This is a genomic window from Ensifer sp. YR511, from assembly GCF_900103045.1.
GTDB classification, from domain to species: Bacteria; Pseudomonadota; Alphaproteobacteria; order Rhizobiales; family Rhizobiaceae; genus Ensifer; species Ensifer adhaerens.
This window is the reverse complement of sequence record NZ_FNGR01000003.1, coordinates 475480-497130: the sequence shown is the minus strand read 5'-3', so window position 1 is coordinate 497130 and position 21651 is coordinate 475480. Positions and strand designations below refer to the sequence as shown.

At 64.2% G+C, this 21651-nt stretch carries 18 protein-coding genes; 5 read left to right on the top strand and 13 right to left on the bottom strand.

Features of this window, described 5'->3' with window-relative positions; all coding sequences use genetic code 11:
- Nucleotides 1–3 precede the first annotated feature (3 nt).
- Both BLU15_RS09475 and BLU15_RS09470 read right to left on the bottom strand, forming a co-directional pair.
- Complete coding sequence (locus BLU15_RS09475; RefSeq protein ID WP_034797387.1) at nt 4–261, bottom strand: BQ00720 family protein; 258 nt, start codon at nt 259–261, stop codon at nt 4–6.
- Between the two features lie 47 nt (nt 262–308).
- Nucleotides 309–740 carry an Hsp20 family protein gene (locus BLU15_RS09470; RefSeq protein WP_034797386.1) on the bottom strand — a complete coding sequence of 144 codons (432 nt, stop codon included), beginning with the start codon at nt 738–740 and terminating at the stop codon, nt 309–311.
- Between the two features lie 240 nt (nt 741–980).
- On the opposite strand from BLU15_RS09470, the gene BLU15_RS09465 reads away from it, so the two are divergent.
- Nucleotides 981–1925 carry a nucleoside hydrolase gene (locus BLU15_RS09465; RefSeq protein ID WP_060519791.1) on the top strand — a complete coding sequence of 315 codons (945 nt, stop codon included), beginning with the start codon at nt 981–983 and terminating at the stop codon, nt 1923–1925.
- A 75-nt stretch (nt 1926–2000) separates the two neighbouring features.
- Here BLU15_RS09465 and BLU15_RS09460 read toward each other — a convergent pair whose 3' ends face one another.
- The 3 genes from BLU15_RS09460 to BLU15_RS09450 form a co-directional block, all read right to left on the bottom strand.
- On the bottom strand, nt 2001–4406 hold the full coding sequence (locus BLU15_RS09460; RefSeq protein WP_090295099.1) for a methyl-accepting chemotaxis protein: 2406 nt from the start codon (nt 4404–4406) through the stop codon (nt 2001–2003).
- Nucleotides 4407–4764: 358 nt separating this feature from the next.
- Nucleotides 4765–5664 (bottom strand): ribokinase, encoded by a 900-nt coding sequence (locus BLU15_RS09455; RefSeq protein WP_090295098.1) that lies wholly within the window; start codon nt 5662–5664, stop codon nt 4765–4767.
- Between the two features lie 52 nt (nt 5665–5716).
- Nucleotides 5717–6910, bottom strand: coding sequence for a DNA recombination protein RmuC (locus BLU15_RS09450; protein WP_090295096.1), 1194 nt, complete (start codon nt 6908–6910; stop codon nt 5717–5719).
- A gap of 151 nt (nt 6911–7061) precedes the next feature.
- Between BLU15_RS09450 and def the strand changes: the two genes are divergently transcribed.
- From def to truA, 3 genes are all read left to right on the top strand, one after another.
- Complete coding sequence (gene def / locus BLU15_RS09445; protein WP_034797616.1) at nt 7062–7586, top strand: peptide deformylase; 525 nt, start codon at nt 7062–7064, stop codon at nt 7584–7586.
- Nucleotides 7587–7749: 163 nt separating this feature from the next.
- The gene (fmt, locus tag BLU15_RS09440; protein WP_090295095.1) at nt 7750–8685 is read left to right on the top strand and encodes a methionyl-tRNA formyltransferase; all 936 of its coding nucleotides are present in this window, start codon (nt 7750–7752) and stop codon (nt 8683–8685) included.
- The gene (gene truA, locus BLU15_RS09435; RefSeq protein WP_090295093.1) at nt 8685–9428 is read left to right on the top strand and encodes a tRNA pseudouridine(38-40) synthase TruA; all 744 of its coding nucleotides are present in this window, start codon (nt 8685–8687) and stop codon (nt 9426–9428) included. Before fmt ends, truA begins: the two co-directional genes overlap by 1 nt.
- A 10-nt stretch (nt 9429–9438) precedes the next feature.
- Here truA and BLU15_RS09430 read toward each other — a convergent pair whose 3' ends face one another.
- The 5 genes from BLU15_RS09430 to BLU15_RS09410 all read right to left on the bottom strand — a co-directional run bounded on the left by BLU15_RS09430 (nt 9439) and on the right by BLU15_RS09410 (nt 16861).
- Complete coding sequence (locus tag BLU15_RS09430) at nt 9439–10038, bottom strand: hypothetical protein (RefSeq protein WP_090295091.1); 600 nt, start codon at nt 10036–10038, stop codon at nt 9439–9441.
- Entirely contained in the window at nt 10025–11218 is a 1194-nt protein-coding gene (gene dapE / locus BLU15_RS09425; RefSeq protein WP_090295090.1) for a succinyl-diaminopimelate desuccinylase, read from the bottom strand. The genes BLU15_RS09430 and dapE overlap by 14 nt, the downstream gene beginning before the upstream one ends.
- 222 nt (nt 11219–11440) lie before the next feature.
- Nucleotides 11441–14626: an efflux RND transporter permease subunit gene (locus BLU15_RS09420; protein ID WP_060519801.1), complete on the bottom strand. Its 3186-nt coding sequence runs from the start codon at nt 14624–14626 to the stop codon at nt 11441–11443.
- Between the two features lie 128 nt (nt 14627–14754).
- Nucleotides 14755–15957: an efflux RND transporter periplasmic adaptor subunit gene (locus BLU15_RS09415; protein WP_034797366.1), complete on the bottom strand. Its 1203-nt coding sequence runs from the start codon at nt 15955–15957 to the stop codon at nt 14755–14757.
- Between the two features lie 79 nt (nt 15958–16036).
- Nucleotides 16037–16861: an alpha/beta hydrolase fold domain-containing protein gene (locus tag BLU15_RS09410; protein ID WP_034797364.1), complete on the bottom strand. Its 825-nt coding sequence runs from the start codon at nt 16859–16861 to the stop codon at nt 16037–16039.
- 140 nt (nt 16862–17001) lie between these two features.
- Between BLU15_RS09410 and BLU15_RS09405 the strand changes: the two genes are divergently transcribed.
- Nucleotides 17002–17913, top strand: coding sequence for a LysR family transcriptional regulator (locus BLU15_RS09405; RefSeq protein ID WP_034797362.1), 912 nt, complete (start codon nt 17002–17004; stop codon nt 17911–17913).
- 164 nt (nt 17914–18077) lie between these two features.
- Here the strand turns inward: BLU15_RS09405 and BLU15_RS09400 are convergent, their stop codons facing one another.
- The 3 genes from BLU15_RS09400 to dapD all read right to left on the bottom strand — a co-directional run bounded on the left by BLU15_RS09400 (nt 18078) and on the right by dapD (nt 21416).
- Nucleotides 18078–20030: a DEAD/DEAH box helicase gene (locus BLU15_RS09400; RefSeq protein WP_090295088.1), complete on the bottom strand. Its 1953-nt coding sequence runs from the start codon at nt 20028–20030 to the stop codon at nt 18078–18080.
- Nucleotides 20031–20169: 139 nt separating this feature from the next.
- Nucleotides 20170–20553: a DUF805 domain-containing protein gene (locus BLU15_RS09395; protein ID WP_034797357.1), complete on the bottom strand. Its 384-nt coding sequence runs from the start codon at nt 20551–20553 to the stop codon at nt 20170–20172.
- A 5-nt stretch (nt 20554–20558) separates the two neighbouring features.
- Complete coding sequence (dapD, locus tag BLU15_RS09390) at nt 20559–21416, bottom strand: 2,3,4,5-tetrahydropyridine-2,6-dicarboxylate N-succinyltransferase (protein WP_090295087.1); 858 nt, start codon at nt 21414–21416, stop codon at nt 20559–20561.
- Nucleotides 21417–21651 lie beyond the last annotated feature (235 nt).

Below are 21651 nucleotides of genomic sequence, written 5' to 3'. Positions count from 1 at the left end.
CTGTCAGTGCAGGGTGACCGTCTTCAGATCGTCCTCGGCCGCCTTGAAGAAGGTGCTGGAACGGTTGTCTGTCAGAAGGATCGGCGTACCGTCGGCACCGAAGAGCGCCCAGAGATCGATACCCGGTCCCATCTCCGGCGCTTCCGGGAAGCAGCGCGAGACTTCTTCCGAGCGCATTTTCCGGATGTAGCCGATTTCGCCTTCGCCGAGATGTGCGAGGTCGTTCTTCGACAGCGACGAGCTGATGTCTTTCAGTCCCATGGTGACACTCCGTGGTCGCCGGTGAGGGGAGAATCCCGCCGGTTATCCTACTCTGGGACTGAAATGTTAATTTTCTTTACCATACGAACCGGTTCGGGACGAACGAGGTCGACGGAGAGCAGGCCGTTGCGCAGTTCCGCGCCCAGAACCTTCATGCCGTCGGCGAGCACGAAAGTGCGTTGAAACTGGCGTGCCGCAATGCCGCGGTGCAGGTAATCGCGGTCGCCGTTGTCGATCTGCCGGCCGCGGATGACGAGCTGGTTCTCTTCGGTGGTGACTTCGAGGTCTTCTTCGGAAAAGCCTGCCACGGCGAGCGTGATGCGCAACCGTTCCGGTTCGTCGGTCGAGGCATCGCCGCGAACGCGTTCTATGTTGTAGGGCGGGTATCCGTCGTTGCCCTTGGCGATCCGCTCAAGGGTCTTTTCCATCGTATCGAAACCCAGCAGAAGCGGGCTCGTAAAAGGGGTAATACGGCTCATTCTTCAAGTCCTTGCGAGATCAAGCGACCGTTGTTCGGACCTGCCTTGCAGCATCCTTTCCGCAATATGGTAGCTGTGCGCAATGAGTGCAAGCCGCTTGCCTCCGGCGTGCACGCAAATCATAGTCCGCTCTCGCAGAATCCGGGAATGGGACAAAGGAACGCCAGGGCGTTTACTCCCGTCCGGCCCAATGCAACGTATCGATCGCGCCGAACAACGTGGTCCAGGGAGGACGAGAAAGTGCCCGTGCCGAGAAAGATAATCATAGACACCGACCCCGGGCAGGACGATGCCGCCGCCATCATGCTCGCCTTCGGCAGTCCGGAAGAGATCGACCTGCTCGGCATCACCGCGGTCGCCGGCAACGTGCCGCTGGCACTGACGGCCCGCAATGCGCGCATCCTGTGCGAGCTCTGCGACCGGCCGAAGGTTCGGGTGTTCTCGGGCGCCGACAAGCCGATTGCTCGCCCGCTGGTGACCGCCGAGCACGTGCACGGCAAGACCGGCCTCGACGGCCCAGAGCTTACCGAGCCGACAATGAAGCTCGAGGAGCAGCATGCGGTCGACTTCATCGTCGAGACGTTGCGAAAGGAGCCAGAGGGCACCGTGACGCTCTGCACGCTCGGCCCGCTCACCAACATCGCGCTGGCCCTGCAGAAGGCGCCTGACATTGCGCAGCGGGTCAAGGAACTGGTGATGATGGGTGGCGGCTTCTTCGAAGGCGGCAACATCACGCCCGCCGCCGAATTCAACGTCTACGTCGATCCCGAGGCAGCCGACATCGTCTTCCGTTCGGGCATTCCGATCGTGATGATGCCGCTCGATGTCACCCACCGGGTGCTGACCCACAAGGCGCGCGTCCAGAAGATCCGCGACATCGGCAGCCGCCCGGCGATCGCCATGGCCGAGATGCTCGAATTCTTCGAGCGCTTCGATATCGAGAAGTACGGCACCGATGGCGGCCCGCTGCACGATCCGACGGTCATTGCCTATCTGTTGCGCCCCGAGCTTTTCACCGGCCGCGATTGCAACGTCGAGATCGAGACCAAGTCGGAGCTGACGGCCGGCATGACCGTCGTCGACTGGTGGCAGGTCACCGGCCGGCCGCACAACGCCAAGGTCATGCGCTTCGTCGACGACCAGGGCTTCTTCGACCTTTTGACCGAGCGGCTGGCTCGCATCTGAGCCTCGGCTCAATCATCGTAGTCCAAACAAAAACGGCGCCCCGAGAGGCGCCGTTTTCTTTTGTCGTTCCGTTGATCAGAACTCTTCCCAGTTGTCCTGGGCAAGCGCGTTGGCGCCGGAGGTCTGGGTCAGCACCCGCTGCGTCGAAGCCGAGTAATTGCTTCGCGATGGGTTCGCCGCCGGAGCGGGCCGCGCCTCGCGGGCGGGGGCCGGGACCGGAGCGGGGCGTTCGGCCGCGCGCATGCGCTCGGCCGTGCCACGCAGCATAGCCGCCGAGGACGGTTGGGCCGATGCGGTCGCCTGCGCGACCCGGAAGCGGGCCACGAGCGTGTTGAGCGTTCGGGCTTCTTCGTTGAGCGCCATGCCGGCCGCGGTCGTTTCCTCGACCATCGCGGCGTTCTGCTGGGTTACCTGGTCCATCTGGTTGACGGCAGAGTTGATCTCCTTCAGGCCGACGGCCTGTTCCGAAGCGGAGCTGGAGATCTGGCGGATGAGGCCGTTGATCTGCACGACCTGCTCGGCGATCTTTTCGAGCGCGCCACCGGCCTTGCCGACGAGATCAACACCTTCGCGCACCTGGCCGGCCGAGGTGTTGATCAATGTCTTGATCTCCTTGGCGGCATTGGCAGAGCGCTGGGCGAGTTCGCGCACTTCCTGGGCGACGACGGCAAAACCCTTGCCGGCCTCACCTGCACGCGCTGCTTCGACACCGGCGTTCAGCGCCAGAAGGTTGGTCTGGAAGGCGATTTCGTCGATGACGCCGATGATGCGGCTGACTTCGTGCGAGGACTGCTCGATGCCCTTCATCGCGGCAATCGCCTTCTGCACCACTTCGCCCGACTGTCCGGCATCGCTGCTGGCCACATCCACCGATTTGGCGGCGACCTTGGCGTTTTCGGCGCTGGCGTTGACCTGCGAGGTCAGCTCGTCAAGAGCCGCTGCTGTCTCTTCCAGGCTTGCAGCCTGCTGTTCGGTCCGGTGCGACAGGTCGTTGGCGGCGCTGCTGATTTCGCTGGTACCGTTGCCGATGTTGACGACCGAATGGTTGACGGTGCGGATCGTCTCTTCGAGGCTTTCCATCGCCGCGTTGAAGTCACGCTTGAGCTGCGCGTATTCGCCCGGGAAATCGTCGGTGATGCGGAATGCGAGATCGCCGGACGACAGATGCGAGAGACCCTTGCCGAGGCGGGCGACGATGTCGCGCTGAAGCGCGCTCGATTCTGCACGCTCGGTTTCCGAGCGGCCGCGTTCGCGCTCGGCCTGTTCGCGCTCATGGCGGGCTTCGCTTTCGAGGCGCTTGGTGTCGGCAAGCTGATGGCGGAAGCCTTCGAGCGCCTTGGCGACTTCACCGGTTTCGTCGGAACGATCCTGGCCGGCGATCGCCTTGGTGTAGTCACCGTGGCTGAGGTCGTTCACGTCCTTGACGAGGCTTGCCAGCGGCTTCTGCACGAAACCACGAACCGCGAGATAGAGACCGAGCAACACAGCGCCGAGCACGACGAGGCCGCCGACGATCATCATGTAGGTCTGATCCTTGACCGGCGCATTGATCGCGGTACGCGGCACGTCGACGAGCACGACCCAGCTGGTGTTCACGCCCGAGAGAGTGAACGGATAGACGAGACGGTCGAAGGGCTCGTTGCCGTCATAGGAGAGGTTGGAGATGATGCCCGGCTTGCCGGAGGCGAGCGCGTTCTTGACGACCTCGTTGCCTTCGCCGTCATACTCCTTGAGCAGAAGGTCCGGGATCGGCGCGACCAGCCATTTGCCGGTCTGCGACAGCAGGTAGACGCGGCCGGTGTCGAAGGGCTTCAGCTTCGAGAGGCCATCGCCGAGCGAGGCGAGCGAAATGTCGACGCCGGTGACGCCGAGAAGCTTGCCGCCGGACATGACCGGGTAGGCGATCGAACTCATCGCGGTCGGAACGTCGGTGTCCTGCGCGGTGTAGGGCTGGGTGATTGCACCCTTGCCGCTTTTTGCAGCGAGTTTGTACCACTCGGCCGCATAGTCAGCGCCGAAAGTGGAGTACTGGATTTCGTTGGTGCGGCTCTTCGACCAGTAGGGCGTGAAGATGCCCTTGTCGTTACCGCCCAGTTCCTTGTTGTTGACGAGGTCTTCCTGGCGACCATCGAAAGCCTTGGGTTCTTCCGCGAACCAGCTGCCGAAGGCGAACGGGTTCTGCTCGAGGTTTGCCCTGAGGATGTTGATCACCCCGGTGCGCTCCAGCGACTTTTCGGCGTGTGCGCGGCCGAGGATGCCCGCCATCGAGCGGGCAGCACTTGCAAGCTCGCCGATGTCGCCGGCAATGTCGGAGGCTATCGCGCGGGCTTCGCCGCCAGCCTGTTCGAGGACCAGCGTTTCGACGCGGTCCTGGGTCTGGGATATGAGAACGAAATTCGAGGCAAGCAGGACAAGTGCGATCGTGCCGCCTGTCACCGCGATCAGTTTGGTCGCCAGCGATTTGGCTTGGAACTTGAACATGAAATCCTCACGTGCTGGGAGGTTCGCAGGTTTTCACCTGCGGTGGACGCATTTCGCAATGGGGGTGAACTCCATCATGGAGCGTCAGATGCCGACCGGCATGTTGGAGACGACCAGGCGCTTCGGCCGGTTTTCTCACGGTCCTGAATAGACTGGAGATTCTTAAGATAGGGCCAACACGGACGCTGTTTTACGCATCGCTTGCATAAAATTGCACGCAAAGTTTTATGTCCGCGACATCGGCTGTCCGGATTGCGCAAGCGGCCGTCGGGAGGGTGAAATCTATGCGGGCCAGGGCCTGGGAAAAATGAGACGGGCGACTTCGCCCGTCTCAAGTGCGTGCTTTTTCGCGCAGGATTTAGAGACGCGAGGCCACGTCCGCAGCAAGCGGGATCGAGGGCTGGGCGCCGCTCTTCAGGCAGGCGAGAGAGCCGGCGACTGCTGCGCGGCGCAGAGCGTCGGGGAAGGCGATGCCGGCATCGAGGCTGGCTGCGAGATATCCGCAGAAGGTGTCGCCGGCGCCGACGGTATCGACCGGCTCGATCTTCAGGCCCTTGGCGCGCTGGATCTCGCCTTCATGTACGGCCACCACGCCTTCGGCGCCAAGCGTGACGATGACCGTCTGGCCGGTCTCCGCGTGCAGCGCCTTCATCGCTTCTTCGCGCTCAGTACTCCCGATACCGCTCTTGCCGGCCAGCAGTTCGAATTCGGTTTCGTTGGCAATGACGATATCGGCGAGGCGGCCGAGGCGGGCTGCCTCCGGTGTCAGCGGCGCGATGTTGATGACCGAACGCACGCCCTTCTGTTTGGCGGCGGTGAGCGCCTTCTCGACCGAGGCGGCCGGAATTTCGAGCTGCAGCATCAAGGTATCGCTGGGCTTCATGCCGTCGACGGCCTTCACCGCATCGGCTTCATCGACCGTCGCATTGGCGCTGGCGACGACGACGATGACATTTTCGCCGTCGCCGCCGACGAGGATATGGGCGGTGCCGGTCGGCTCGCTGACCGTCTTGGTCAACGACAGGTCGGTGCCCGCACCCTTCAACAGCTCGAGCGCGCCGTCAGCAAAGCTGTCCTTTCCTACTGCGCCTGCCATCTGCACCGTCGCGCCGGCACGCCGTGCGGCCAGCGCCTGGTTTGCGCCCTTGCCGCCGGCGGCGGTTGAGAAGCTGGTGCCGGCGACGGTTTCGCCGGGCTTCGGAAGGCGTGCGGTGGTGGCGATCAGATCCATGTTGATGGACCCAAAAACAGTAATCATGTGAAACTATCCTGTCGGCTTTGCGAATTGGGCCGGAGAGTGCCCGACAGCCTCAGTCCTCGTCAACCACCCGCAGGCGCAATTGCCCGACCCGATTGTCGACCGCGGCACGTGGTTCGTCCGCGTCCCGTGTGCCGCCTTCCGCTTGCAGCTCTAGGGCCTCGATCTTGGCCCCGCGGCGGGTGAGCTTGCTGGAGGAAACGAGGATGTCCTCGACATCCTTCTGGCTCATGGCGAAATGGCCCTGCAGCTTGCGCACGCGCTCGTCGAGACGGCCGAGATCCTCCATCAGCCGCGCGACTTCGCCCTGGATCAGGTGCGCCTGCTCGCGCATGCGCGCATCCTTGAGGATTGCCTGGATCACCTGGATCGACAACAGCAGCAGGGAGGGCGAGACGATGACGATCCGCTGGCGATGCGCCTTCTGCACGATCGCTTCGAAATGCTCGTGGATCTCCGCAAAGATCGATTCCGAGGGTACGAAGAGGAAGGCGGTGTCCTGCGTCTCGCCCGGGATCAGATACTTGCCGGCGATGTCGCGCACGTGCGTTTCCATGTCGCGGCGAAAGAGTTGGGCGATCTGCAGGCGCCGCTCCGGGGTCGGAGCATCCCGCATCGCGTTCCAGGCTTCGAGCGGAAATTTGGCGTCGATGACCAGCGGCGGCTGGCCGTTCGGCATGCGGATGGTGCAGTCGGGCCGCGCCCCGTTCGACAGCGTCGCCTGGAATTCGAAGGCACCCATCGGCAGCCCGTCGGCGATAATCGCTTCCATGCGCGACTGGCCGAAGGCGCCGCGCGTCTGCTTGTTCGATAGAATCGCCTGAAGTCCGGCCATGTCTTTGGCGAGCGACTGGATGTTGTTCTGGGCCGTGTCGATGACCGCGAGGCGCTCCTGCAGCCGGCGTAGGTTCTCGTGTGTCGCCTTGGTCTGCTCGCTGATCGAGGCGCCGATGCGATGGGTCATGCCGTCGATGCGCTGGCTGAGTGTCTGGTTGAGCTCCGCCTGCCGGGCGCCGAACACCTCGGCCATGGCCGCGACCCGCCCTTGCATCTCCGTCTGTGCTGCCAGCAGCATTGCCATCTGTTCCTGCCGCTCGTCGTCGCGGGGATTGCGCCGGCGCGAGAGCGCCATCAGGCCGGCAACAGCCAGCACAAGGCCGGCGGCAATCGCCAGATGGCCCAGGGTAATCGGCAGGGTGCCGATGAAAAACAACGGCTGGGCGAAGGGAAGGGGCGCGGGTTCCATGCGCCAAACCTAACAGATTCTCTCGCGAAGTGTAGATCAAAACGAGAACATGTGTGCGCGGCGGTTAACGCCCGACGAGGGACGAGCGGGTGCCGCAGGTGGCAAGGCAATTTCCTTGCGCGTCGATGGAAAGATCGGCTATGGGAGCATCATGACCATCAAGCCGCTTATCATCCTTCCCGATCCTGTGCTTCGCCAGGTTTCAACGCCGATCGAAACCGTCGACGCGGACGTCCGCCGTCTGGCCGATGACATGCTCGAAACCATGTACGATGCCCCCGGCATCGGCCTTGCCGCGATCCAGATCGGTGTCGCCAGGCGCATGCTGGTGCTCGACGTTTCGAAAGAGGGCGACGAGAAGACGCCGCTTGTCTTCATCAACCCCGAGATCGTCGCTTCGTCCGACACCTATTCGGTTTACGAGGAAGGCTGCCTGTCGATCCCGGACTACTACGCCGAGGTCGAGCGCCCCGCCGTCATCACCGTCAAGCACCTCGACCGCGACGGCAAGGAACAGACGATCGAGGCCGAAGGCCTGCTCGCCACCTGCCTGCAGCACGAGATCGACCACCTGAACGGCGTGTTGTTCATCGACCACATCTCCAAGCTCAAGCGCGACATGGTGATCCGCAAGTTCACCAAGGCTGCCAAGACGCGCGGCGCAAAGGCGATCTGAGCCTTCAATCGCGGAAGATCACGCGAAATTTTGAAGGCGGGAACCCATTGAACATTCCAGGAAGAGCGTGAAACGGCTTTCCTGGAATTGTCCTGTTTTTAGAGAATGAGATCATTTCGCCGTTTCCCCGCATGAAGTGATCTGAAAGGACGGAGTTACCGCCTTGTCGCTTCGCATCATCTTCATGGGCACACCGGAATTTTCGGTGCCGACACTGGCGGCACTTGCCGAGGCCGGTCATCAGATCGTCGCCGTCTACACCCAGCCACCGCGGCCGGGTGGCCGCCGCGGGCTCGATCTGCAGAAATCGCCGGTGCACCAGGCGGCCGAGCTTCTGGGCATTCCGGTGCTGACGCCAGTCAACTTCAAGGACGAGGCGGACCGCCAGACCTTCCGTGATTTCGACGCCGACGTCGCCGTCGTCGTCGCCTATGGCCTGCTTCTGCCTGAGGCCATCCTCACCGGCACCAAGCTCGGCTGCTACAACGGCCACGCCTCGCTGCTGCCGCGCTGGCGCGGTGCAGCGCCCATCCAGCGCGCGATCATGGCCGGCGACCACGAGACCGGCATGATGGTGATGAAGATGGAAAAGGGGCTCGATACCGGCCCGGTCGCCCTCACCAAGACGGTTCAGATCGGCGAGACGATGACCGGGGGTGAATTGCACGATCGCCTGATGCAGGTCGGCGCCAGTCTGATGCGGGAAGCGATGGCGAAGCTCGAGGCCGGCGATCTGCCGCTGACGGTCCAGGCCGAGGACGGCGTCGTCTACGCCCAGAAGATCAGCAAAACGGAAACCCGCATCGATTTCACCCGTCCCGCCCGCGAGGTGCACGACCATATCCGTGGCCTGTCGCCATTCCCGGGCGCCTGGTTCGAACTTGAGATCGCTGGCAAGCCGGAACGCATCAAGGTTCTGAACTCGGAGCCTGCTTCCGGCGAGGCCGAGGCCGGCACGGTGCTCGACGACAACCTGGCGATTGCCTGCGCCGAGGGCGCCGTTCGGCTCACCCGCCTGCAGCGCGCCGGCGGCAAGGCGTTGGGTGTGGCCGATTTCCTGCGCGGAACGCCGGTTGCGCCCGGCACGAGGGTCGGCTGATGCCGCGGTTCAAGCTGACCGTCGAATATGACGGCTCGGACTATGTCGGCTGGCAGCGGCAGGACAACGGAGAGTCCGTCCAAGGGGCGATCGAAAAGGCGATCCTGTCGCTGACCGGAGAGACCGTGTCGATCCGCGGCGCCGGCCGCACCGATTCCGGTGTGCACGCCAGTGGCCAGGTCATGCATGCGGATCTCACGCGTCCGTGGAAGCCCTACACGCTGCGCAACGCGCTAAATGCCCATCTGGGGCTTGCGGGCGAGCGGGTGGCGATCCTCGGGGCCGAGGAAGTGTCCGAGGAATTCGACGCGCGCTTCTCGGCGCTGCGCCGCCACTATCTCTACCGCATTATCTCGCGGCCCGCGCCGCTGGCGCTTGAAGCCCGGCGCGCCTGGTGGGTGCCGAAGCCGCTCGACCATGAAGCCATGCATGCAGGCGCCCAGCGCCTCGTCGGCCATCATGACTTCACCACCTTCCGCTCCGCCCATTGCCAGGCGGCGAGCCCGGTGCGCACGCTCGATCGGCTGGACGTCGCGCTTGTCGCCGGCGTTATAGAGATCCGCGCAACGGCGCAGAGCTTCCTGCACAACCAGATCCGCTCCTTCGCCGGCTCGCTGAAGCTGGCGGGCGAAGGCAAGTGGACGCCGGATGATCTGCAGGCAGCGCTTGAGGCCCGCAACCGCAAGGCCTGCGGCCCCGTGGCGCCGCCCGATGGGCTTTATTTCCTTCAGGTGGACTACTGATCCCGAAGTCCTAGCTTGTCGGGATCAGACCGAAGAAGCGCTGCAAGAGATCGCCGATCATCATCGACGGCAACAGGAACAGCGCCGTCAGCGCCGAGGCAAGCAGCGTCTGGTTGCCGGTCACCATGCGCAAGAGCCGGAAGAGCACCGCAACGCTGATGACGAGCAGCGTCAACCAGATGAAGCTCGTCAGCCCCTGGCTCCCGGGAATGACGACACGGATCGCCGCCGGCACTGCCATGGCGTAGGAGAGCGGAACCGAGAGCCAGTTTGTGGTAACGACGATCGGTACCACCGCTCCGGCAAATCCGAGTGGGCGCGAGAGAACGGCGATCAGCACCAGCGGCAAGAGCCAGCTGACGAGATCGACGACGAGCAGCTTGAAGATGAAGCCGATGCCGATCGTGGTGCCATCAGGCATGACCGAGAGGTAGTAGAGCCGCCAGGACGCCCAGGTGACGGCGATCGCCGGCAGGCACCAGAGCATGGACGTGAACGAGCGCCAGAGGCCACTCTCGCTGAAATCGAGCCAGCGGAAGCCTTCTTCGTTACCCTGCGCCAGGAGCCAGAGCCCCCGGATATAGGCAAGCACCTCATCAAGCAGCGGCATGGCCGAACCAGCGGGCGATGAAGGTTTCATAGATATTGGTCAGGGTCTCGAGGTCGGCGACGGCGACCCGTTCGTCGACCATGTGCATCGTCTGGCCGACGAGGCCGAACTCGACCACCGGGCAATAGTCCTTGATGAAGCGCGCATCCGAGGTTCCGCCGGTCGTCGACAGCTTCGGCTGGCGCCCCGTGACGGCTTCGACCGCGCCGGAGAGCGAATCGATCAGCGCGTTGTTGCGTGTGAGAAACACGTGGCTCGGGCGCTCGGCCCAGACGATTTCGTAGCGAACGGGGGCGCGGTCCGGACGCAGGCTACCGCTTGCCGCGGCACGGTCGAGCCGGGCGATGATCTCGGCCATCAGGCTATCCGCCGTCCATGTGTCGTTGAAGCGGATGTTGAAGGCGGCCGTCGCCTTGGCCGGAATGACGTTGACGGCACTGTTGCCGACATCGATCGTCGTCACTTCGAGATTGGACGGCTGGAAGCTCTCGGTGCCGTTGTCGAAGGGCGGGTCCATCAGCGCCTGCGTCAGTTGCAGGATGCCGCGCACAGGGCTGTCGGCAAGGTGCGGATAGGCCGCGTGCCCCTGCACGCCATGAACGGTGATGCGGCCGGACAGCGAGCCGCGCCGGCCGATCTTGATCATGTCGCCAAGGCTCTCCGGGTTGGTCGGTTCGCCGACCAGGCACGCATCCCAGCGCTCGCCCTTGTCGGCCGCCCATTGCAAGAGCTTGGTGGTGCCGTTGATCGCCGGTCCCTCTTCGTCGCCGGTGATGAGGAAGGAGACCGAGCCCTTCGGGGCGCCATGCTTTTCGACATGGCGGGCGATTGCCGCGACGAAGCAGGAGATGCCGCCCTTCATGTCGACGGCGCCGCGGCCATACATCTCGCCGCCGGAAATGTCGGCCGAAAACGGACCGTGGCTCCAGGCGGCCTCGTCGCCGACGGGAACGACGTCCGTATGCCCGGCAAACATCAGATGCGGGCCTTCGGTTCCAAGCCGCGCATAAAGATTCTCGATGTCGGGCGTGCCAGCCTCCTTGGCCATCACGCGGTCGACCGCGAAGCCGAGCGGCTTCAGCATGGCTTCAAGGGCTGCAAGCGCGCCGCCTTCGGCCGGGGTGACTGAGGGGCAACGAATGAGGGTGGCGAGATTGGCGATCGGATCGGTGGAGGTCATCTAACGTTATGCCGTCTGCATGGCCACGAAGGGCCTTGGGAATGGAGGCTGCTGGTTTATCCGATCGCCAGCGAACTGTCACGCAGGATGGGGCACGCGAGACGGGAACTGTGACGTCGAACGCAGAACGGCGCCGCGCCTGGGCGGAGGCGCAGGGCCGCAGCTTCAACGGGCCGGAAGGATCCGGCCCGCCTGAAGATCGCGAAGAGAATGGAGAAGGGCTTATTCTCCGGGTGCGAGATGCGGCGCCTCGATATGGGCTCCCGCGTGCTTCAGAGGCCGCTCGCCAGCGAGCTTGCGGATCAGCACGTAGAACACCGGCGTCATGAAGATGCCGAAGGCGGTGACGCCGATCATGCCGGCAAAGACCGCGATACCCATGGCCGAGCGCATTTCCGCACCGGCGCCGGTCGACATGACAAGCGGCACCACGCCCATGATGAAGGCCATCGAGGTCATCAGGATCGGGCGCAGACGCAGCCGGCTCGCTTCGATCGCCGCCTTGACCGGCGTGCTGCCCGACAGTTCCAGTTCGCGGGCGAACTCGACGATGAGGATGGCATTCTTCGCCGATAGCCCGACCAAGACGATCAGACCGATCTGGGTGAAGACGTTGTTGTCGCCTCCGGTCAGCCAGACACCGACGAGTGCCGCCATGATGCCCATCGGCACGATCAGGATGATGGCGATCGGCAGCGTCAGGCTCTCATACTGGGCCGCAAGCACGAGGTAGACGAGCAACAGCGCCAGCGGGAAGACCAGGATGCCGGAGTTGCCAGCCAGGATCTGCTGGTAGGTCAGGTCCGTCCATTCGTAGCCGATGCCCGGAGGCAGGGTTTCAGCGGCGATGCGTTCGATGGCTTCCTGCGCCTGGCCGGACGAGAAACCCGGTGCCGGGCCGCCGTTGATGTCGGCCGACAGGAAGCCGTTGTAGCGGATCGCCCGTTCGGCGCCGACCGTCTGCTCGACCTTGAGAAGCGCCGACAGCGGGATCATCTCGCCGGATTGCGAACGCACCTTCAGCTTGCCGATGTCGTCGGCATGGCTGCGGTAGTTCGCATCCGCCTGGACGCGCACGCTGTATGTGCGGCCGAAGGCGTTGAAGTCGTTGACGTAGAGCGAGCCGAGGTAGATCTGCAGCGTCTCGAAGACGTCGGTGACGGCCACGCCGAGCTGGCGTGCCTTCACGCGGTCAAGGTCGGCATAGAGCTGCGGCACGTTGATCTGGTAGCTCGAATAGAGACCGGCCAGCTCCGGTGCCTGGTAGGCCTTGGCGAGGAAGGCCTTGGTCGCCTCGTCGAGCGCCTGGTAACCGAGGCCGTTCTTGTCCTCGAGCTGCAGCTTGAAGCCGCCGGTCGTTCCGAGACCCTGGACGGGCGGCGGCGGGAACATGGCGATGAAAGCATCCTGGATGACGCCGAATTCCTGGTTGAGCTGCATGGCGATCGCGCCGCCGGACAGTTCAGGCGTCTTGCGTTCCTCGAAGGGCTTGAGCGCGACGAAGACGATGCCGGAGTTCGACGAGTTGGTGAAGCCGTTGATCGACAGGCCCGGGAAGGCGATGGCGTTTTCGACGCCCGGGTGCTTGAGCGCAATTTCGCTCATCCGCTTGATCACGTCTTCCGAGCGGTCGAGCGTGGCTGCGTCCGGAAGCTGGGCAAAGCCGATCAGGTACTGCTTGTCCTGCGCCGGTACGAAGCCGCCGGGGACCGCGCGAAACAGCGTGAAGGTGACGCCGAGAAGCACGACATAGACCACCATGATCAGCGACTTGCGTGTCAGGATGCGACCCACACCGCGGCCATAGGCTTCCGAGCTTGCCCCGAAGAAGCGGTTGAAGCCGCGGAAGAACCAGCCGAAAAGCCTGTCCATCACCCGCGTCAGCCAGTCCTTCGGCGCGTGGTGGTCCTTCAAGAGAAGGGCAGCCAGCGCCGGGGAGAGCGTCAGCGAGTTGAGCGCCGAGATCACGGTCGAGATGGCGATCGTCAGCGCGAACTGGCGATAGAACTGGCCGGTGAGGCCGGTGATGAAGGCGAGCGGCACGAACACCGCGACGAGCACCAGCGCGATCGCGATGATCGGACCCGAGACTTCCTGCATGGCGCGGTAGGTCGCCTGGACCGGCGACAGTCCCTGCTCGATGTTGCGTTCGACGTTTTCCACCACGACGATCGCGTCGTCGACGACGATGCCGATCGCAAGCACGAGGCCGAAGAGGCTGAGCGCGTTGATCGAGAAGCCGAAGACATACATGACGGCGAAGGTGCCGACGATCGAGACCGGAACGGCGACGAGCGGGATGATCGAGGCGCGCCAGGTCTGCAGGAAGATGATGACGACGAGCACGACCAGCGCGATCGCCTCGAGCAGCGTGTCGACCACGGATTCGATCGAGGCGCGCACGAACTGTGTCGTGTCGTAGACGATGCCGTAGTCGACGCCTTCAGGCATGGTGAGCTTCATCTCGGCCATGGCCTTGCGGACGTCGTCCGAAATCTGGATCGCGTTCGATCCAGGTGCCTGGAAGACCGCCATGCCGACGGCCGGCTTGTTGTCTAGCAACGAGCGCAACGAGTACTCGGACGCGCCCATTTCGACGCGGGCGACATCGCCCAACCGAGTCACTTCGCCCTGGGCGCCGGATTTGACGACGATGTTCTCGAAATCCTCAGGCGTCTGCAGACGGCCCTGCGCGTTGACGGAAAGCTGCAGGTCGAGACCCGGGACGGAAGGCGAGGCGCCGATGACGCCGGCCGCCGCCTGGACGTTCTGGCCGCGCACCGCGTTGGCGATGTCGCCTGCGGCAAGGCCGCGCTCGGCTGCCTTCTGCGGGTCGATCCAGATGCGCATCGAATAGTCGCCGCCGCCGAAGATCTGCACCTGGCCGACACCTTCGATGCGGGCCAGCCGGTCCTTGACGTTGAGCACACCGTAGTTGCGCAGATAGTTGATGTCGTACTGGCCGTTGGGCGAAAGCAGGTGCACGACCATGGTAAGGTCGGGCGAGCTCTTGACGGTGGTGACGCCGAGGCGGCGCACCTCCTCGGGCAGCCGCGGCTCGGCCTGCGAGACGCGGTTTTGGACGAGCTGTTGCGCCTGGTCCGGATCGGTGCCGAGCGCGAAGGTGACGGTCAGCGTCATGAGGCCATCGGCGGTCGCCTGGCTCTGCATGTAGAGCATGTCTTCGACGCCGTTGATCTGTTCTTCAAGCGGTGTCGCCACCGTTTCGGCGATGACGGCCGGGTTTGCGCCCGGATATTGCGCGCGCACGACGATCTGCGGCGGGACGACTTCGGGATATTCGGAGATCGGCAGACCGGTCATGCCGATCAGGCCGGCCACGAAGATCAGGACCGATAATACGCCCGCGAAGACCGGGCGGTCGACGAAGAAGCGTGAGAAGTTCATGGTATCCCCCTTGGGATGCGTTCGGGCAGACCTCCGGCGGGCGCGGCGAAAAAACGCGCCGCGCGGCCATGTCTGCAGAGTGATGCCTTGGCTGGAGCCTCTTCACACCGGGCGAAGAGGCGCCGGGATTACTTGGCGATAGAGGCGGTCGTTTCCTCGACCTGCTGCGGCGCCACGACGACGCCGGGGCGAACCCGCTGCAGGCCGTTGACGACGATGTTCTCGCCGGACTTCAGGCCGCTTTCGACGATGCGCAGACCGTCGGAATTCGGCCCCAGCTTCACCTGGCGATACTCGACCTTGTTGTCGGTGCCGACGACGAAGACGAATTTCTTGTCCTGGTCGGAGCCGATGGCGCGGTCGCTGATCACAAGCTTTTCCTCGGGGTCCGGCTCGCCGATGCGGATGCGGACGAACTGTCCGGGGATCAGCCTGCCGTCGGCGTTTTCAAGCGCCGCGCGTACCCGGATCGTGCCGGTTGCCGCATCCACCTCGTTGTTGATGAGCTGGATATGGCCCAAGATCGGCGTGCCCTCGTCGGCGGCGGTGCCGACCTGGACCGGCAGGCGCTCGATCGCGTTGCCGCCGGCCGATGCTGCGAGCCGGGCGAGAGCGGTGGTGACCACTTCTTCGCTGGCGTTGAAGCTCGCATAGATTGGATCGACCGAGACGAGCGTTGTCAGCACAGGCGAGGCGGAACCGGCAGCAACGAGGTTGCCGGCGGTGACGTCGAGCCGGCCGACGCGGCCGGAGATCGGCGCACGGACCTCTGTGTATTGCAGATCGAGTTCGGCCGTGCGCAGCGCCGCCTTGGCCGAACGCACCTCCGCCTGAGCTTCGTCATAGGCGCTGGCGCGCTGGTCGACGCTGCTCTGCGGCACGGCGCTGGTGGTCACCAGCTTGCGGCCGCGCTCGAGCTCGATCTTGGCGAGCGAAACACGCGCTTCGGCAGCCTCGACCTGGGCCTTTGCCCGCTCGACGGCTGCGGCATAGGGCTCGGGATCGATCGTCACCAGGAGGTCGCCCTGCTTGACCAGCGCACCTTCGCGAAAGTGGGCTTTCAGGATGGCGCCGCCGACGCGCGGGCGCACCTCGACACGCTCGATCGCTTCAAGGCGTCCGGAGAATTCCTCCCAGGTGGTGATGCGCTTGGACTGCGCCCGCGCCACCGAGACCGGCACGGCCGGCGGAGGAGCGGCGGACGCATCGGTCGCGGCATCGGCCTCGAAATGCTGCGGCAGGCCGAACATGACGGCGGCGCCGCCGCCGACAGACAAAAGGATACTCAGGCCGGCGCCCCAGAGGGCCCGGCGGGTCACTGTCGATGTCATCTTTTCTCTCCTTGCCGGTTGGGAGCCGGCGCTTTGCGTTCGATGCCAGATCGGGGAATGAGCCTCTGAGCGGCCCCGCCTAACGCACCGTCATTTCCGCCGGCTTTGCCCCCGCCTTCTGGAAGAAGCGGGCGAAGATGCCGGTAATTTCCTTCTGCTGTGCCGACCAGCTTTCGCCGGTGCCTGCGTTCTGCGGCAACCATCCGGCGCGTCCGGGCAGCACGTGGGATTCCACCGCCACGCCCGCCTTGCGCAGGCGCTCGGCATAGGCTTCAGCCTCGTCGCGCATCGGGCACTCTTCGCTGGTCACGATCAGCGAAGGCACGAGGCCGGCGAGCCGCGTACAGTGGGCCGGCGCGGCGTAAGGGTGGGTGAAGCCACCGTTCTGGCCGAGATAGCGCTGCCAGCCGTCGGCGATCGATTGCGCCGAGGACTGGGGACAGTATTGACGGAACGATGCCGTTGCCAGGCACGGATCCAGCATCGGCGACAGCAGGATCTGGCCCTTGAGATCGGTCAGATACTGGTCTCGCGCCATCAGCGCGGCCCCGGCGGCGACATTGCCGCCAGCCTCTTCGCCGGCCACGAACAGCGACGACTTCTTGTGTGCGAACTGCGGGCAGCGCGCGCGCATCGACGACAGCATGGCATAGGCGACATCGAGGGCCGCGGGAAAGGGGTTGAGGCAGGCCGCGGAATATTCCGGAGATATCACCACCGCTCCGGCTGCCGCGAGTGCCTCGGCAACGCGCTCGCCGGCAGCGATCGTTCCGCCGACGAAGGAGCCACCATGCAGGTGCAGTACGATCGGCGGCGGATTGAGCAGGGTCTCGCCGCGGTAGACGCGTGCGGTGCACGAGCCTTGGCCCGTCTGCATCGTCTCCACTTTGAACTGTTCGCCCATCTCTCTTGCCTTCGGCCCGAGCCAAACCCACATGTGGCGACAACACGCCACGATAGGAGAATAGCATTGTCTTCTGTCTGGAATAGTCTTTTCAATCTGATTACACTATTCGTATTCTCGAACAATTACGGCTCTTGAAAATGGACCAGCTCACGGCCATGCGCGCCTTTCTCCGGGTCGTCGAAACCGGAAATTTCACCCGCGCTTCCGCTTCGCTGAATATGCCCAAGGCGACATTGACCAATCTCATCCAGGGATTGGAGGCGCATCTGCGCACAAAACTTCTGAACCGCACCACCCGCCGGGTGCTGGTAACGCCCGATGGCGCGCTCTATTACGAACGCGCTGCACGCCTTTTGACCGACCTCGACGAACTCGACGGCAGTCTTTCGAGCGCCCAGACCTTGCCGAAGGGACGGCTCAGGGTGGAGATGGCAAGCGCGATTGCCAACCTGATCGTGATCCCCGCGCTACCGGAGTTTCACAAGCGTTATCCCGACATCCAGATAGACCTCGGGGTCTCGGACAGGACGGTGGACTACGTGGCCGAGAATGTCGATTGCGCCATTCGCGTCGGTGCGCTCACCGACCAGTCCCTGATCGCGCGCCGCATCACCGAGATGAGCTTCGTCGCCTGCGCAGCGCCCGATTACCTCTCGCGCCACGCGATCCCGCAGCATCCCTCGGATCTCTCGAAGAACTGCTACGTCGTCGGCTACTTCCGGCCGCAGACCGGGCAGCAGTTGCCGTTCTACTTCAAGCGCGGCAACGAGGAGATTGAGGTGAACGGCCGCTATGCCGTGGCGGCGAATGAAGCCACCACCTATCTCGCGGCGGCGCGAGCCGGCCTCGGCGTCATTCAGGCGCCGCGTTTCATGGTGCGCGAGGACCTCGAGACCGGCGCCATGCGGCCGGTGCTGGAGGATTGGGAAGTCGAGCCCATGCCGATCTATCTCGTCTATCCGCCGAACCGGCACCTGAGCAGCCGGCTGCGCGTCTTTGCCGACTGGGTGGTCAAGATTGTCGCCCAGTCGCAGCTCGACGCTGCCTGACCGTCACGCGCGCTGGCTCGGTGCCATGCATGATCCGCGTTGCGCTGAGCGTCCGGGCGGAGTGCCGGGACCGCTCGCTCCCCGGTCGTCGGAGTAACAAAAAAAGGCGCCGCGATCGGATCGCAGCGCCTTGTTGATTGGCTTTTGGGTTGCCGTCGCCGGGCTCAGCCCTGGCGGTTCTTGGCGTTGCCCTTCGGCTTGGTTTTGGGCTTGAAGCCGCCGTCCTTGCCAGCGTCCGGCTTGCCCTTCTTCTTGTTGCCCCAGGGCTTTTCGGCGCCCTTCGCCGGCGGCCTGTCCTCGGTATGGGCGGGCCCATCGCTATAGGCGGCCTTCTTTTCGAACTTGCGCTTCGGCTTGAAGTCGCCGCGGTCGTCATTGCGAGGGGCGTCGTCGGAATAGGGGCGCTTCTTGGCAAAGCCCGGCTTATCCTTGGAGTAGTTCGGCTTGTCCCTCGAGAAACTCGGTTTTTCCTGGCGCTGCTGCGACAGATCCGGCGCACCGGCGAGCGGCTTCACGCGGATGCCCTTCTCCAGCATCTTGTCTTTGCCGATCGCCGACAGGAAGCGTTCGGCGCCTTCGGCGGTCATCTCGACGAAGGTCTCTTCCTGCTGCATGCGGATCGCGCCGATGTCGCGCTTGGTCAGCTTGCCGTGACGGCAGAGCATCGGGATAAGCCAACGCGGCTCCGCACTCTGCTTGCGGCCGACGGACAGCGAGAACCAGCTGCCGTCGCTGAAATCGGCCCGCTCGGCGCCGAAGTCCTCGCGCGGTGCGCGTTCGTCGCGGCGCGGCTTGGCGCCGACAGCGACTTCGATCAGGTCTTCCGGAGCGGACCGTCCGGAACGGAACTGGCGTACGAAGGCGGCGGCCATCTGCTCGGCACCGTGGCGCTCGATAAGTGCTGCCACGATCGCCTGTTCGTCCTCGCGGATCGGCTCGGCAAAGCTCGTATCGGCAAGCAGGCGCTCGTCGTCACGTTGGCTGACCTCGTCGGCCGACGGCGGGCGTGCCCAGGTCGCGGTAATCCGGCCGCCGTCGAGCAGGCGCTCAGCCTTGCGGCGCTGGTTGACCGGCACGATAAGGGCGCTGACGCCCTTCTGACCGGCGCGTCCGGTGCGGCCGCTGCGGTGAAGCAGCGTCTCGGAGTTGGTTGGCAGATCGGCGTGAATGACCAGTTCCAGGCCCGGTAGGTCGATGCCGCGGGCGGCAACGTCGGTCGCAATGCAGACGCGGGCGCGGCCGTCGCGCATGGCCTGAAGGGCGTGGGTGCGTTCGTTCTGGCTGAGCTCGCCCGAAAGCGCCACCACCGAGAAGCCGCGGTTGTTGAAGCGGGCGGTCAGATGGTTGACCGCGGCGCGGGTCGAGCAGAACACGATGGCGTTGCGCGCTTCGTAAAAGCGCAGCACGTTGATGATCGCGTTTTCGCGATCGTTCGGCGCAACGGTGAGCGCGCGGTATTCGATATCGACATGCTGCTTCTGTTCGGAAGCGGTGCTGATGCGTACGGCGTCGCGCTGGTAGTTCTTGGCAAGCGTTGCGATCGACTTCGGCACGGTCGCCGAGAACATCAGGGTGCGGCGATCGTCCGGGGACTCTTCGAGAATGAATTCGAGGTCTTCGCGGAAGCCGAGGTCGAGCATTTCGTCGGCTTCGTCGAGAACGATGGCGCGCAGCGAAGAAATGTCGAGCGAGTTGCGGCGAATATGGTCACAAAGGCGACCGGGCGTGCCGACGACGATGTGGGCGCCGCGTTCCAGCGTGCGCTTCTCGGTGCGCATGTCCATGCCGCCGACACACGAGGCGATTGTCGCGCCGGTCTCACCGTAGAGCCACTCAAGCTCGCGCTTGACCTGAAGCGCCAGTTCGCGCGTCGGTGCGATGGCGAGCGCCAGGGGGGCACCGGCAGGCCCGAAGCGGCGTTCGTCGCCAAGCAGCGTCGGCGCCAGCGCCAAGCCGAAGGCGACCGTCTTGCCGGAACCGGTCTGCGCCGAAACCAGGGCGTCGCGCCCGGCGAGTTCCGGATCGCGCATCGCCTGTTGAACCGGCGTCAATTCGTTGTAACCGCGTTTTGCCAACGCCTCGGCGATCGCAGGCGCGATCCCTTCGAATTCAGTCATATCTTGTCTTTCGGATATCGGTCGTAGAGCCCAGGACGAACGGATCGTCTCGGCGCCAATTGCCGCGGCCAACACGTCGCGGGCCTGTCATGGCGCGCTACATACGCGCTCACGCGGTTCTTGTACAGGGGCGAAGGGTTCAAGGGCCGGGTTCGTCGCTGCGCGCGCCGAACTCGTTGGGCCCCTGATCGCCCGGCCAGAGGCAAAGGGCGATGAAGACGACCGGGCTCAAGACCGGGATAAACAGAGTGAGGGAAAGCGGGCCGGGATAGCCGATATCGTGCAGGCGCTTGATCGCCAGCATGGCGATGGAGGGCAGCGAGACGAGGCTCGAGACGACGAATGCCAGCGTCCAGAGCGCCAGCACCGTCTCATTGCCCTCGTTGGCAACCATCCGGGCGACCATGAAGCCGCCGATCAGGAACCAGAACAGCCAGGAAAGAAAGAAGGGCAGGCGGCCGATGCGACCGGAGGGGCTGAAGAACAGCCAGGTCATGCTCGGCTGCGGCCCCTCCGGTGTCATCGCGATCAGTCCCGAAGCAGTTCGTTGATGCCGGTCTTCGAGCGGGTCTTCTCGTCGACGCGCTTGACGATGACGGCGCAATAGAGGTTCGGCGCCGGCTGGCCGTTGCCCATGGTCGAGCCCGAGGGCATCGAACCTGCGACGACGACCGAGTAGGGCGGCACTTCGCCATAGGTCACGTCGCCGGTGGCGCGGTCGACGATCTTGGTCGACTTGCCGATGAAGACGCCCATGCCGAGGACCGAGCCTTCGCGCACGATGCAGCCTTCGACGACTTCCGAGCGGGCGCCGATGAAGCAGTTGTCTTCAATGATCGTCGGGCCGGCCTGCATCGGCTCCAGCACGCCGCCGATGCCGACGCCGCCCGAAAGGTGCACATTCTTGCCGATCTGGGCGCAGGAGCCGACGGTCGCCCAGGTATCGACCATCGTGCCTTCGCCGACATAGGCGCCGAGATTGACGAAGGAGGGCATCAGGATGGCGTTGGGGGCGATGTAGGCCGAGCGGCGCACGACGCAGTTCGGAACGGCGCGGAAGCCGGCCTTCTCGAACTCGTTGACGCTCCAGCCGTCGAACTTCGAGGGCACCTTGTCCCACCAGACCGATTGGCCCGGGCCGCCCTTGACGATTTCCATCGGGTTGAGGCGGAAGGAGAGCAGCACGGCCTTCTTCAGCCACTGATTGACCGTCCAGTTGCCGTCTTCGCCGCACTGGGCAACGCGGACCTTGCCGCTGTCGAGCAGGTTCAGCGCCGTCTCGACGGCATCGCGCACCGCGCCGCGCGTTCCGGTGTTGACGGAGTCGCGGTCTTCAAAGGCGGCTTCGATCGTCTGCGACAGGGAGGCGAGGTCGTGGTTCGTCATCGGAATTCCTTAAAGTTCGGCGGTTATCCTGCGAAAGCTCTACTGCATAAATCCGAAAATCGGAATCGATTTAAGGACAAAATTATGCAGCAGATCTAGCTGCTGCAGCGACCTTGACACGTCCTGAGCGGCGGTGGCTGCACGACGTGATCCTGAAAAGTTGAAGGGCTTTTCAGGTCCCTGGAGTGGCCGGGGCTTGGCAAACTGAGGCGAACACGGCACTACAGCGCCGCGT